The following is a 12637-nucleotide window of genomic DNA, read 5'->3' on the forward strand; positions in this document are numbered from 1 at the left end:
GTCGCGTCCGCCGGAGGTGCCGTGCGCGCTCAGCCATGCGGTAACGTCCCCGACCTGGGCCGAGGGTCAAGGCGAGGGCGAGGAGAAGGCCGACGTGGCGGGCCGAGAGGACGGGGCACGGCAGCGAAGAGCCGGGGCCGGTGAAGGCGCGGACTGGTCGGCGGAACTGCTCGACCACCTGCGGCCGGCCGGACGCGACGTACGCAGGGTCGTGGCATGGCTCGCCCGGACCGCGCACGCGGCCGTGTCCCTGCAGGACGGCGCCGGCCGCCTGCTGGCCGGTACCCGCACCCCGCTGGACGAGGACCTGGTCGCCGACATCACCTCCGGCCGGATCGCCTCCGCCGCCCTGGAGGACCGGGGGCGTCATCTGCGGCTCGTCCGCGTGGAGCGGGTCCACCCGGCGCCGGCCGCCGTCCTCGCGGTGGCGCGCGAGGCCCCCTTCGACCGGCGGGTCTCCGACATCGTCACGCACACCGCGCAGGTCGTGGAGCTGCTGCTGGCCGGCCACGAGTCGACCGCGGCCGGACACCGGCTGCGGCGGGCCACCTCCGACCTGCGCCTGGCCATCCTGCAACTGCTGATGGTGGAGGAGACCGTCTCCGCCCGCCGCGTGGCCGCCGGACTCTGGCCGGGTCTCCTCGACACCGACGAGGCGTGTGTCTACGTCGTGGAGAGCAGCCCCGAGGAGCGCGACCGGCTCGCCGAGGAGTGCCTGTCGGCGACGGGCGAACGGGCCCTCGTCGTACGGTGCCCGGCCATGGACGGGCACGTGATCGTCCTCACGCCCCGCGAGGCGGCCGGTCAGGAGCTGCGCTCGCTCGTCGGCCGTCTCCCCGGCGTCTTCCTCGGCGGTAGCGCCCGGCAGAGCCTCGCCCGCACCGCCACCGCGTACGGCCAGGCCGTGAGCGCCCTGGCCGTCGCCCGGTTCCGCCCCGACAAGGCGGCCGTGTACGCCGAGCGGACCCGTCCCGAGCGCCTGATGGACCCGGCGGCGCTGCACGGCTGGGCGCTCCACCTGCTGCGCCCGCTCGACATCCTGCCGCACCACACCCGCGCCGAACTCCTCGCCACCACCCGGCTCGGCCTGGAGTTCACCGCCGTCAACACGGCGAAGGTCCTCGGCGTCAGCCGCAACACGGTCCGCGCCCGCATGGACCGGGTCGAGGCGCTGCTGCGGACGGACTTCGCCGACCTGACCGCCCGCGCCGCCGTCCACCTCGCCCTGAACGCCCAGGCCGGCCTCGCCCAGCACCCCGGCGGCACCGAACGGCCCGGCCCCGCCCGTCTCACCGACCTGCTGGCCGGGCCCGCACTGCGCACCTGGGCCGGCGACCTGCTCGGCCGCCTGGAACCGGACCCCCGGGACCTGCGGCGCACGCTGCGCACCTGGATCGCCGTCGGAGGCAACGCCGAGCGCGCCGCGCGGACGCTGGGCGTGCACGCCCAGACCGTGCGCGAGCACGTCCGCAGCGCCGAACCCGTCCTGGAACGCCAGTTGCTCGCCGCGGGCAGCGACCTGTACGAGGTCGTGCTCGCCCATCTGGCGGCGGGCGACCTCGACCAGCCATCCCTGCTTGGGGCGAAACCGGACCATCCGGACTCACCTGTGCACGGGTGAGTCCGGATGGTCCGGCAGCGGGCATCGACACGATTCACAACGGCCGAGTCGTCCACGTAGGTTCGACGGACCGAGGGGGCACGACCGGAACGGGGGACCGGTCGCGCCTCCTCCGCCTGCTCCGTCGGGTCCACGGCCAGGTGATCGTCGGCACCGCGCGCCGCGTCGAAGGCGTCCGCGTCCGGACCGTGGCGCGCGGGAAGGGGCGGGCGGTCAGCCGTGGGGCAGGATCACCGCACGGCCGTTGACCTTCCCCTCGTGGAGCCGCTCGTAGGCGAGCGGGGCGTCGTCCAGGGAGTACGTCTCGGTGTGCACCGACACGGCGCCCGCGCGAGCCAGGTTCAGCACCTCGACGAGCTCGCTGCGGCTTCCCCAGTAGGGGGCGTTCACCGACACCTCGAAGGGCAGCAGACCGAACCCGACAGGGAGCGACCCGCCGCCGATGCCGACCAGCGTGACATCGCCCTCGACGGCGGCCACGGCGCCCGCGGTCCGCACGGTCGGCGCCACTCCGACGAAGTCGAACACGGCCTGGGCGCCGAGGCCGCCGGTGAGTTCGCGCACCGCGTCCGCGGCCTTCGCGTCCGAGAGCACCGCCTCGTGCGCGCCCACCTCACGGGCGAGGCGCAGCTTGTCCTCGCTGACGTCGAGGGCGACGACGCGGGCGGACGTCAGGGCGCGCAGCAGCTGGATGGCGACGTGGCCGAGGCCGCCGGTACCGATGACGACCGCGGTCGACCCGGGGACCAGCTTGGGCAGCGACCGCTTGATGGCGTGGTACGGCGTCAGTCCCGCGTCCGTCAGCGGCACCGCCGCGACGGGGTCGAGCCCGTCCAGCGGGACCAGGTGCCGGGGGTCGTCGATGAGCAGGTACTCGGCCATCGACCCCGGACGCCCGAGCCCCGGCGGGTGGATGCCCAGCTCGTCGGCGCGCAGGCAGTAGTTCTCCTTGCCCTCGGCGCACTTGGCGCAGGTGCCGCAGCCCCAGGGGCCGTACACGGCGACCGCGTCGCCCTCGGCGAGGCCCCGCACTCCGGCGCCCAGCGCCGCCACCGTGCCGACGCCCTCGTGGCCGAGGGTGAGGGGCAGCTCGTAGGGGAAGCCCTCGGCGGGCCAGCTCATCACCGCGATGTCGGAGTGGCAGACGCCGGCGGCGGTGACCCTCAACAGCACCTGGCCGGGGCCGGGCTCCGGGTCGGGGACGGTGACCACTTCGGGCGGCGCCCCGATGGTGCGGTACTGCAGTGCCTTCATGGCTGAACTCCTTTGTTCTTCCCCCCGGTCGGCCCCCTGTCGTGCGGCCGGCTGTTGTGCGGCGGGTCTCAGACGGCGGTGTAGGCGCCGTCGACCAGGTGGTAGCTGCCGGCGACGAAGGACGCCCGGTCCGACAGCAGGAAGGCGATCAGCTCGGCGACCTCCTCGGAGCGTCCGAGACGGCCGGCCGGGTGCAGGGCGACCAGGCCGTCGTAGGCGGCCTCGTCCATGGTCTTCAGCAGCGGGGTGTCGATGAAGCCGGGGCCGACCGCGTTGACCCGGATGCCCTTGGCCGCGTACTCGGCGGCGGCCGCCTTGGTCAGCCCGACCACGCCGTGCTTGGCGGCGACGTAGGCGGGGGAGCCGGCGAAACCGACCGAGCCGAGGATGGAGGCTACGTTGACGATGGCGCCGCCCTTGCCGGTGGCCTCGATGGCGGGCAGTTCGTGGCGCATCGAGTAGAAGACGCCGTCGAGGTTGGTGCGGACGACCCGGTCGTAGGCCGCGATGTCGTACTCGCCGGTCGGGGCGCTCGGGCCGCCGATTCCCGCGTTGTTCACGGCGAGGTCCAGGCCGCCGAAGGTGTCGACGGTGAACCTCACCGCGGCCTCGACGGACTCCGGACGGGTCACGTCCAGCTCGACCGCGGCGGCCTCGACGCCCTCCGCGACCAGCTCCGCGGCGGCCTTCTCGGCGCCCTCGGCGTTGTGGTCGGCGACGACGACGTTCGCGCCGCCGGCGGCGAGGCGGCGGGCGGTGGCCAGGCCGATGCCGGAGGCGGCGCCGGTGACCAGGGCGGTGCGGCCGGTGAACTCGGCGGCGGGGGTGGTGGTGCTCATGGTGCTCTCACTCTTCGGTGGTGCTGTCGGGGGTCGCGGCCGCGGCCTCCGAGGTCAGGGCGTCGTAGGCCCGCTCCACGAGGGCGGCGAGGTCTGCGGCTCCCGCGTCCCGGTCGCCGCCGCGTGCCCACAGGCGCAGGGCGGCGATCAGGACTCCGGCGGCGGCGTCCACGAGGGCGGCCGGGCGCACGTCCCGGGCGTCGTCGGTGCCGAGCCGGTCGGCGACGATGCGGATCGACTCCTCCTGGGCGTCGACCCGGATGCGCTGGTAGGCGGCGAACAGGTCGGGCTCGCTGTCGGCGAGGGCCAGCAGCCGGCGCATCCGGGGACGCACGTGCCAGGCCGGGTCGTCCCGGTCGGCCAGCCAGTCGCGCACGGCCCTGCGATAGGCGAGCAGGGGCGGCTCGCCGGCGGGGCGGGACCGGAGCAGCGCGTTGATGCGGTCGCCGTCCCGGCGGACGAAGTCGAGGGCGGCGTCCTCCTTGCCGGCGAAGTACCGGCTGAACGTGCGGCGCGTGACGTCCGCGCGCTCGGCGATGGCTTCCACCGTGGTCGCCGCGGCCCCGCGCTCCAGGATCAGGTCGCAGGCGGCGGTGGCCAGCGCGTCGCGGGTCTGCCGCGCCTTGCGCTGTCGCCGGTCCTCGGGGGTGGGGGAGGGCTTCGTCGCCGTCATGCCTCCGAGAGTACACCTGAAAATGTCCCATTGGGACATGTGGCCCAATGGGACATGTGGCCCAATGGGACATGACTGAATGGCCGTAAGTCCCAGTTCGAGTCCGAGTCCGGGGCCGAGTCCGGGTCCGTTCCCGCGAACGCCGTGTGTCCCATGGCGCCCCGGGTACCCGGCCCGCACTTCGGATCGAACACCTCGAAGAGGAGGCCCGCATGACCAGCGGCACGGAGACCGGCGGCGTGACCGGCACGCAGGACAAGGACTACAACCTGATCTGGTACGTCGAGTCGTGCCTGAACAACGCGCTGCGCCTGGAGACGTACATCCAGGACGCGGAGCGCAACAAGGACACCGAGGTCGCGGAGCTGTTCCGCAAGGCGCAGTCGGACAGCCGCAAGGGCGCCGAACTGGGCAAGGGGCTGCTGCGCGCACGGCTGAACGGCGGCTGAACGCGCGGTCCGCCCGCGAGGACCCGGACGCCCGGCGGCACGGGCTTCCGGGTCCTCGGCGTGAGATACGGGAAATAAGCGCAAATCGGTATGTGTCGGATGACGTGCCGCGGGGTACCCGGGCCGCCCATGTGCGCGGCCGACGGCCGCCTCGCAGCTCAGGGCCGCGTCCGAGGCCGGCCACGAGTCGAAGGAGCCCACGAACATGACGGACGTATCGAGCCAGGGATCCGCCCCGGGCGACGACCGCAAGGTGCTCACCAACCGGCAGGGGCACCCCGTCTACGACAACCAGAACCAGCGCACCGTCGGCGCCCGCGGCCCCGCCACGCTGGAGAACTACCAGTTCCTGGAGAAGATCAGCCACTTCGACCGCGAGCGCATCCCCGAGCGCGTCGTGCACGCCCGCGGGGTGACCGCGTACGGCTACTTCGAGGCGTACGGCGCCTGGGGCGACGAGCCGATCGACCGCTACACCCGGGCCAAGCTGTTCCAGGAGCGGGGCAAGCGCACCGACCTGGCCGTCCGGTTCTCCACCGTCATCGGCGGACGCGACTCGGCCGAGACGGCCCGCGACCCCCGCGGCTTCGCGGTGAAGTTCTACACCGAGGACGGCAACTGGGACCTCGTCGGCAACAACCTGGCCGTCTTCTTCATCCGCGACGCGATCAAGTTCCCGGACGTCATCCACGCCCTCAAGCCGGACCCGGTGACCTTCGAGCAGCAGCCCCGGCGCATCTTCGACTTCATGTCGCAGACGCCCGAGTGCATGCACATGCTGGTCAACCTGTTCAGCCCGCGCGGCATCCCGGCGGACTACCGCCACCAGCAGGGCTTCGGCGTCAACACCTACAAGTGGGTCAACGCGGCCGGCGAGACCAAGCTCGTCAAGTTCCACTGGATGCCCAAGCAGGGCGTCCGCAGCATGACCGAGGAGGACGCCGCCAACGTCCAGGCCCACGACCTCGGCCACGCCACCAAGGACCTCTACGACGCGGTGACCCGCGGCGACTACCCCGAGTGGGAGCTGCTCGTCCAGATGATGGACGACCACGACCACCCGGAGCTCGACTTCGACCCGCTCGACGACACCAAGACCTGGCCGGAGCAGGAGTTCCCGGCGAAGCCGGTCGGCCGGATGGTGCTCGACCGGATGCCGGAGAACTACTTCGCCGAGAACGAGCAGATCTCCTTCGGCACCGGCGTCATCGTCGACGGCCTGGACTTCTCGGACGACAAGATGCTGGTCGGCCGCACCTTCTCCTACAGCGACACCCAGCGCTACCGGGTCGGCCCGAACTACCTCCAGCTGCCCGTCAACCAGGCCAAGAACGCCGACGTGCGCACCAACCAGCGCGACGGCCAGATGGCCTACCACCAGGACGGCGGCGGCGAGAACCCGATCGTCAACTACGAGCCGTCGATCACCGGCGGCCTGCGCGAGGGCGAGTACCCCACGCACGACGAGCAGGGGCCGGAGATCCAGGGGCGGCTCACCCGCAAGCGCATCCCGCGCACCAACGACTACATGCAGGCCGGGCAGCGCTATCTGCTGCTGGAGCCGTGGGAGCGCGACGACCTCGTGGCGAACTTCGTCAACCTGCTCTCCCAGTGCGACCGGCCGGTGCAGGAGCGCATGGTGTGGCACTTCCTGCTGGTCGAGAACGACCTCGGCCTGCGGGTCGGCGAGGGGATCGGTATCAGCCCGCAGGACGTGTCGGACCTCAAGCCGCTGGCCAGCCAGGACCTCACCGACGAGGACCGCGAGCGGCTGGCCAACCTCGGCAAGAACCCGCCGCGTGACGTCGAGGGTCTGACGATGACCCACTGCGTACCCAACGAGCGGCACGTCGTGACGCGCTGACGCTCAGCCAGGGCGCCGCAGCGCCGCCCGCGCCGCCGTGAGGGCCTGCTCGGCGTAGCCGCGCCCGAAGAGTACGGCGTGCACCAGCAGCGGGAAGAGCTGGTGCACGCCGACGCGGCCGGCCCAGCCGTCGGCGAGGGGCACGGTCTCCCGGTAGCCGTCCAGGATCCGGTCCAGGTGCGGGCAGCCGAAGAGGCGCAGCATCGCCAGGTCGGTCTCCCGGTGCCCGCCGTGCGCGGCCGGGTCGATCAGATGGACCTGCCCGTCGGCGCCCCACAGCACGTTGCCGTTCCACAGGTCGCCGTGCAGCCGGGCGGGCGGCTCCGCGGGCCCCGCCAGCTCGGGCAGCCGCTCGCAGACCCGCTCGACATCGGCCGCCTCGGCCTGCCGGAGGGTGCCTGCGTCGACCGCGTGGCGCAGGTACGGAAGCACCCTGTGCTCCGCGTACCAGCTCGGCCAGTCGCTTCCGGTGACGTTGCGCATCGGGGCGAGCCCGATGTACGCGCCCTTCGGCCCACCGGGTGGCGGGGCACCGAAGGCCGGCGCCCCCGCGGCGTGCAGCGCGGCCAGGTCCCGGCCGAACCGGACCGCCGCCCCGGCACTCGCCCGGCCCTGTGCCACGCGGTCGGTGACCAGCCAGCGCTCGTCGTCGCCGCGCACCGCCGGGATCCGCACCGTGCCGGCGTCCGCCAGCCAACGCAGCCCGGCGGCCTCGGCCCGGGCCGCTCCGGCGCCGTCGCCACGTTTGACCATCACCGTGTGTCCGTCGTCGAGGGTGACCTCGGTGAGCGAACCGGACAGCGGGCGCTCACCGGTCACCGACCGGCCGGTGAACCGGGCCGCGGCGACCGAGGGCGAGGTGATGGAGCACACGGAGACCAGCCTAGGAGCCCAGGACCGGGTTGCGGCCGACCCGGTGAAAAACGCCCGGTACGCCGATCGAAGACCCCGGGGACGGGGGAGCAGTGGGACTATGACCAGTTCAGCGTTCCATCGGACCATCACCTTGCCCGCCCCCGTGTGCGAGCAGGCCGCACGGCATCTCGAGCACGCGGTCCAGAAGGCCATCGACGGTGCGGCGACCCCCTGGCGCGCGTTCCGCGGGGCCGACGGCGACAACTTCGCGTTCTCCGTCCCGGTGGTCGAGCAGGCCGCGGGCTGCCTCCTGGTGCTGGCCGCCGAGAGCGCCCAGAGCCTGCGTCCCTCCGCCCTGCGCGCCCTGATCACCGTCGCCCTCCATCTGCGGGACGCCGCCGAGGCGGTCCGCCGGCCGGTGCTGACCAGCGGGGCCTGGTGAGCACGGGACCGATCCCGCCGGGCCGGTAAAACGCCGTGCTCCTGTCCTGAGCGTGTGCTTGGCTCTGCGGCATGGAGTACTCCCGCTTCCTCGACTGCCTCGCGGCCGACTACGACCGGCTGCGGGCCGTCGTCGAGACCGCCGCCGACGCCCCGGTGCCCACCTGCCCCGGCTGGACCGTCGCCGATCTGACCCGCCACGTCGGCGAGGTCTACCTGCACAAGACCGTCGCCATGCGGGAGGGCGTCGAGCCCGAGCCGTGGCCGCCGGAGGAGTTCGCCAAGGAGGAGCCGACGGCGCTGCTCGACCGTGGGTACACCGCGCTGCGCGCCGAGTTCGCCACCCGCGCTCCCGAGGACCCGGCCGCCGCCTGGTACGGTCCCGACCAGAGCGTCGGCTTCTGGATCCGGCGGATGGCCCAGGAGACCGTCATCCACCGCATCGACGCCGAACTGGGCACCGGGCAGGCTGTCGCGCCGGTCCCGGCCGATCTCGCCGTGGACGGGATCGACGAGCTGCTCAAGGTCTTCGCCGCGTACTCCGTCGCCGAGTGGGGCGAGTACTTCACCGACATCCTGGCCGATTCGCCGGGGCGCACGTACCTGGTGCGGGCCGGTGACGCGGCGTGGCGGGTGCGGACCGGACCGGGGGAGTTCGTCGTGACGGACGGCGCCGGGGACGGCACGGCCGACGTGACGTTCAGCGGCAGCCCGGAGGGCGTGCTGCGCCGGCTGTGGAATCGGGAGGGCGCCGACGGGGGGTCCGGGGGCCCCGGGGGCTCCGGGGACTCCCGGGTGATGATCGAGGGCGATCCGGAGGCGGTCGAGGTGCTGCGGCGCTGCATCGTCGTGGCGGCCGAGTGATCGGACGCTCGGCGTGGGGCGGCGCTGCCCGGGTCGCGCGCCTATGAGGTGGCGGCGCGGTCCTCGAGTCGTGTGATGTGTCCGAGGCCACGCCGCCGAGGAGAGCCGGGCCATGTTCCGCGCCGGGGGCCCCGGGCTACGGTTTTCGTGTCCTCCACGACGACCAGTTCGGACGGCCCGGCAGTGCACGCAGATCTCTCCCCCGTCATCGCGGCGACCGCCCAGTGGCTCACCTGCGCCTACCCGGCGTCCGGTGGCGCGCTGGCCTGCGCCCTGGGTGAGGTGCAGGCGCGGCAGGCGGTGACGGTCGCGGCCCGGCTGCGTTATCCGACCCCGATGGACGTCGCGCTGCTGGGCGTGGCGGGTCCCGGAGGCTCCGCCCGGCTCGACTGGATCACCGGCGCGGACGGTACGGCTGCCGCCGACCCGGACGGGGACGCCTGGCGAACCTGGGTGGACGAGGTCGTCGCGAGCTGGGCGGCCTGCCTGCTGACCGACCCGGAACTGGCCGCCCTGGCGGTGGCGGCGCTGGCGGACGGTGACGGTGGCCCGGTGGCGGGTAGGCCGTCCGGTACGCCGGTCGAGTTCCGCCGCCTGCTCGCGCCCGACGAACAGGACCGGCGGGCGGCGACGCTCCTGCGCCATCCCGACCTCGTTGCGCCTGTCGCCGAACTGCATCACGCCCAGCTCGTGGCCCGACTGGACCCCGGCCAGGCGCTCGTCGCCTGATCCGGGTACCTGCGGTGGCCTGTGCGGATTCGGTGGGGGTGCGGGTAGCGCGTTCTGTTTCGTTGTGGGTCGGGGCCGCGCCGGGGGGTGTCCGTCCTCGGAACGGCGCGGAATCGGTCGGCCGCAGAAGTGCCGTGTGTTGACGCGCCAACCGCTGCGGGCGGACACCCCCCGACACGTCCCCTTCTCGCCGTACGCGGCTACCGGTTTCCCCCGCCTCGCGTAGCTGCGGGCAGTCGCCGCCGCCCCGCCCAGCTGCGGGCAGTCGTGCCGCTGGGGCGGCACGGGTGGGCGGTGGGGGCACCTCCCGCTCGAGTGAAGCCGAGAGTGGGGGAGGCACCCCGTAGCGCCGGGCCGCGTCACCCACCCCCGGTCCCGAGTCGTGTCCCGCTCAGGCGGCGGTCCCCAGCGCCGCCTGCTCGGGCACATCCGCGTCTCCGGCCCGCACCGCCACCGGGGCCGTGATCCGGCGCTCCCGCAGGAGGTGGCCCGCGCCGATGCTGCCGGCGATGATCAGTCCGCCCGCGATGAGGGCGCCGCGTGCGCCGGCCAGCTCCATCAGCAGGCCCAGGGCAGGAGGGCCGCCGAGGCTCCACACGGTGCCGATGCTGCCCCACACCCCGAGCACCCGGCCCCGCATGTGCGCGGGCGGGTCGGTCTGGAGTACCGCCGTGCCCGCGGTGTCGGAGACGGACTCCACCACGGCCATCGGCAGCACCATCACCAGGAGGACGGCCAGCGACGGCGACAGCCCGGCCACCACCTGAAGCAGCCCGCCCGCCGCCGCCAGCGCGCCCACGATCCGCACGCTGGGCCGGCGCAGCCGGGCGCCCAGGACGGCGCCGACGATGCCGCCGACGGCCAGCACCGTGGAGACCGTGCCGAACGAACCGGCGCCGCCCGCGAGCGGCCCGGTGACCAGGACGGCCAGGGTGAGCTGGTAGTTGCGGCCGAAGACCGCGCTGACCCCGGTGACGCCGGCCAGCGCCAGCAGGCGGGGACGGCGGGCGAAGAAGGCCAGCCCCTCGCGGACGGTCATGGTGTCCGCGTCGGTGTCGCGCTTCACCGCCCCGGTGTGCTTGACGGCACCGCGTGCGGGGCGCAGGAAGGGGATGACCGAGGCCACGAACAGGAACGACAAGCCGTTGGCGGCGTAGGCGGCGGCCGTGCCGAGGAAACCGACCGTGACCCCGGCCAGCGCGGCCCCCGTGAGGCGGCCGGCCTGGTGCACCAGGGCGCCCACGCCGATCGCGGAGGGCACGTCCTGGGGCGGGACGAGGTCGTTGCCCAGCAGCGAACACGCCGGGCCGTCGACGGTGGCGATGACCCCGGTGACGGCGGCCAGCAGCATCAGGGAGGTCACGTCGAGCCGGTCCAGTGCCACCATGAGCGCCGTCACGAACGCGACCGCGCCGAGCAGGGCCTGGCTGACGGCGGCGGTCAGCTTCCGTGGCCAGCGGTCGACGGCCGCGCCGCCGAAGACGCTGATCAGGAGCGCGGGCGCGGCCTGGACGGACATCGACAGTCCCGTCGCGGCGGCGGACCCGGTGATCTGCAGGACCAGCAGGTTCTGCACCGTGAGCTGCATCCACGTTCCGGCGTTCGACACGAAGTTCGCGACCGACCACCAGCGCATGCTGCGGTATCTCAGGGACCGCCACGGCGAACGGGACGGTGCGGAGGCGGGGGCAGGGGAAGAAGACACAGTGCGCCACTCGAAGACGAGTCGTGAGACCCGGAAGGGAAAGGGACGGGAGCGAGAAGGCCGGCTGCGTTGCGCGGCCACTCCACTGAGCCGGAGACGGCGCCGACCATCGTGGCAGACGGGAACGGCGAGTCATCGCCGGTCCCCGCCGCAGGGGGCGGGGCGGAGGGGACAAACTCCTGCTACGCCAACTGATTTGGTTATTCGAGTGGGTTTGATCACAGGTCTTGGTGCTCACGGACCGTGACGGCAGGGGTCGCAGTAGACGTCAGAGCATGAAAGCGACTCGGTGGGGCACTCGGGGCACGCTTTTCGCAGAGGAAGAAAGGTCGTCCTCATGATGTCGATGGCGGCGTTCAGCCCGCCCTGGAACCATGTCCTGGTGACCGGCGGCGCGGGGTTCCTCGGTTCACATCTGTGCACCCGCCTGCTCGATTCAGGCGTCGAAGTCGACTGCCTGGACGATCTCTCCACGGGGCGGGCGGAGAAGGTGGCCCACCTCGCCGGACGGGCCGGGTTCCGCTTTCTGGAACGTGACATCTCCGATCTTGAGTGCGTGGAGGCTTTGGCCGGCCCTTACGACCTGGTCCTGCACCTGGCGGGCCCCGCGTCTCCGGCCGCCTGGCCGGATCGGCCCGTGGAGGTCCTGGACGCCGCCAGCCTCGGCACCCGCAACGCGCTGGCCGTCGCCGACCGGGACGGTGCCCGGTTTCTGCTCGCCTCCTCGCCGCCGGTGCCGCCCCACGCCGACCCGGTGGGTCCGCACAGCGCCTGCGCCGAGGCCGTCCGGTTCTCCGAGGCTCTGGTCGCCGCGCACGCGGGCGCCCACGGTTCGAACGCCGGCATCGTCCGGCTGTTCACCGGCTATGGACCCGGTATGCGCACGGACGCCGGTGGAACCTTGGCCGGCTTCATCGAACAGGCCCTCGCCGGCCGGCCCGTCACCGTAACCGGGGACGGCAGCCGGAAGCACCCCCTGTGCTACGTCGACGACATGGTCGACGGCGTGCTGCTGGTCGCGGCCGGCCGCTCGGTGCGGCCCGTGGACATCGGTGGCGACGAGGAGCCCACCGCCGCGGAGATCGCCCGCCTGGTGATCGACCTGGCCGGGTCCGACTCGTCGCTGACGTTTGTCGACGGGGCGGGTGACCGGCCTGCCGAGCCCCGGCCGGTCACCGGCTTCGCCCGTGAGATCTTCGGCTGGCTGCCGAGTGTGACCTGGCAGGACGGACTGGAACGCACCATCGCCTCGCTTCGCGGCCTGCCCGAGACGATCCCGACGACGGCGGCGCCCGGGAGGGCGGGGGAGTGGTGGGCTTGAACGCCGTGTGAGGGCCCGTCGC

General features: G+C 73.3%; 12 protein-coding genes. 7 read left to right on the top strand and 5 right to left on the bottom strand.

Annotation, left to right across the window (positions count from 1 at the left end; all coding sequences use genetic code 11):
• The first annotated feature begins 94 nt into the window (after positions 1 to 94).
• Positions 95 to 1621, top strand: coding sequence for a helix-turn-helix domain-containing protein (locus tag RI578_RS36045; RefSeq protein ID WP_310874991.1), 1527 nt, complete (start codon positions 95 to 97; stop codon positions 1619 to 1621).
• Between the two features lie 213 nt (positions 1622 to 1834).
• Here RI578_RS36045 and RI578_RS36050 read toward each other — a convergent pair whose 3' ends face one another.
• The 3 genes from RI578_RS36050 to RI578_RS36060 all read right to left on the bottom strand — a co-directional run bounded on the left by RI578_RS36050 (position 1835) and on the right by RI578_RS36060 (position 4387).
• Positions 1835 to 2875: an NAD(P)-dependent alcohol dehydrogenase gene (locus tag RI578_RS36050; protein ID WP_310874992.1), complete on the bottom strand. Its 1041-nt coding sequence runs from the start codon at positions 2873 to 2875 to the stop codon at positions 1835 to 1837.
• 68 nt (positions 2876 to 2943) lie between these two features.
• Positions 2944 to 3714, bottom strand: coding sequence for an SDR family NAD(P)-dependent oxidoreductase (locus tag RI578_RS36055; RefSeq protein WP_310874993.1), 771 nt, complete (start codon positions 3712 to 3714; stop codon positions 2944 to 2946).
• 7 nt (positions 3715 to 3721) lie between these two features.
• Positions 3722 to 4387: a TetR family transcriptional regulator gene (locus tag RI578_RS36060; RefSeq protein ID WP_310874994.1), complete on the bottom strand. Its 666-nt coding sequence runs from the start codon at positions 4385 to 4387 to the stop codon at positions 3722 to 3724.
• Between the two features lie 212 nt (positions 4388 to 4599).
• Here RI578_RS36060 and RI578_RS36065 point away from each other — a divergent pair, with 212 nt between their 5' ends.
• Complete coding sequence (locus tag RI578_RS36065) at positions 4600 to 4836, top strand: hypothetical protein (RefSeq protein WP_310874995.1); 237 nt, start codon at positions 4600 to 4602, stop codon at positions 4834 to 4836.
• A 205-nt stretch (positions 4837 to 5041) separates the two neighbouring features.
• Complete coding sequence (locus RI578_RS36070) at positions 5042 to 6700, top strand: catalase (protein WP_310874996.1); 1659 nt, start codon at positions 5042 to 5044, stop codon at positions 6698 to 6700.
• Positions 6701 to 6703: 3 nt separating this feature from the next.
• On the opposite strand, the gene RI578_RS36075 is transcribed toward RI578_RS36070, so the two are convergent.
• Positions 6704 to 7573, bottom strand: coding sequence for a fructosamine kinase family protein (locus tag RI578_RS36075; RefSeq protein WP_399062560.1), 870 nt, complete (start codon positions 7571 to 7573; stop codon positions 6704 to 6706).
• A 100-nt stretch (positions 7574 to 7673) separates the two neighbouring features.
• Here RI578_RS36075 and RI578_RS36080 point away from each other — a divergent pair, with 100 nt between their 5' ends.
• From RI578_RS36080 to RI578_RS36090, 3 genes are all read left to right on the top strand, one after another.
• Positions 7674 to 7997, top strand: coding sequence for a hypothetical protein (locus RI578_RS36080; RefSeq protein WP_310874997.1), 324 nt, complete (start codon positions 7674 to 7676; stop codon positions 7995 to 7997).
• Positions 7998 to 8068: 71 nt separating this feature from the next.
• On the top strand, positions 8069 to 8860 hold the full coding sequence (locus tag RI578_RS36085) for a maleylpyruvate isomerase family mycothiol-dependent enzyme (RefSeq protein WP_310874998.1): 792 nt from the start codon (positions 8069 to 8071) through the stop codon (positions 8858 to 8860).
• Between the two features lie 183 nt (positions 8861 to 9043).
• Complete coding sequence (locus RI578_RS36090) at positions 9044 to 9589, top strand: hypothetical protein (RefSeq protein ID WP_310875954.1); 546 nt, start codon at positions 9044 to 9046, stop codon at positions 9587 to 9589.
• 391 nt (positions 9590 to 9980) lie between these two features.
• Here the strand turns inward: RI578_RS36090 and RI578_RS36095 are convergent, their stop codons facing one another.
• Positions 9981 to 11225 carry an MFS transporter gene (locus tag RI578_RS36095; RefSeq protein WP_399062564.1) on the bottom strand — a complete coding sequence of 415 codons (1245 nt, stop codon included), beginning with the start codon at positions 11223 to 11225 and terminating at the stop codon, positions 9981 to 9983.
• 406 nt (positions 11226 to 11631) lie between these two features.
• Here RI578_RS36095 and RI578_RS36100 point away from each other — a divergent pair, with 406 nt between their 5' ends.
• On the top strand, positions 11632 to 12615 hold the full coding sequence (locus RI578_RS36100) for an NAD-dependent epimerase/dehydratase family protein (protein ID WP_310875000.1): 984 nt from the start codon (positions 11632 to 11634) through the stop codon (positions 12613 to 12615).
• The last annotated feature ends 22 nt before the right edge of the window (positions 12616 to 12637 follow it).

This window comes from Streptomyces sp. BB1-1-1 (assembly GCF_031597775.1).
Lineage (GTDB): Bacteria > Actinomycetota > Actinomycetes > Streptomycetales > Streptomycetaceae > Streptomyces > Streptomyces thinghirensis.

Bases quoted from the DNA above. Each gene is read 5' to 3' on its own strand.
- RI578_RS36050 (WP_310874992.1), bottom strand. From the start codon at position 2,875: ATGAAGGCACTGCAGTACCGCACCATCGGGGCGCCGCCCGAAGTGGTC.
- RI578_RS36055 (WP_310874993.1), bottom strand. From the start codon at position 3,714: ATGAGCACCACCACCCCCGCCGCCGAGTTCACCGGCCGCACCGCCCTG.
- RI578_RS36060 (WP_310874994.1), bottom strand. From the start codon at position 4,387: ATGACGGCGACGAAGCCCTCCCCCACCCCCGAGGACCGGCGACAGCGC.
- RI578_RS36065 (WP_310874995.1), top strand. From the start codon at position 4,600: ATGACCAGCGGCACGGAGACCGGCGGCGTGACCGGCACGCAGGACAAG.
- RI578_RS36070 (WP_310874996.1), top strand. From the start codon at position 5,042: ATGACGGACGTATCGAGCCAGGGATCCGCCCCGGGCGACGACCGCAAG.
- RI578_RS36080 (WP_310874997.1), top strand. From the start codon at position 7,674: ATGACCAGTTCAGCGTTCCATCGGACCATCACCTTGCCCGCCCCCGTG.
- RI578_RS36085 (WP_310874998.1), top strand. From the start codon at position 8,069: ATGGAGTACTCCCGCTTCCTCGACTGCCTCGCGGCCGACTACGACCGG.
- RI578_RS36095 (WP_399062564.1), bottom strand. From the start codon at position 11,225: ATGCGCTGGTGGTCGGTCGCGAACTTCGTGTCGAACGCCGGAACGTGG.
- RI578_RS36100 (WP_310875000.1), top strand. From the start codon at position 11,632: ATGATGTCGATGGCGGCGTTCAGCCCGCCCTGGAACCATGTCCTGGTG.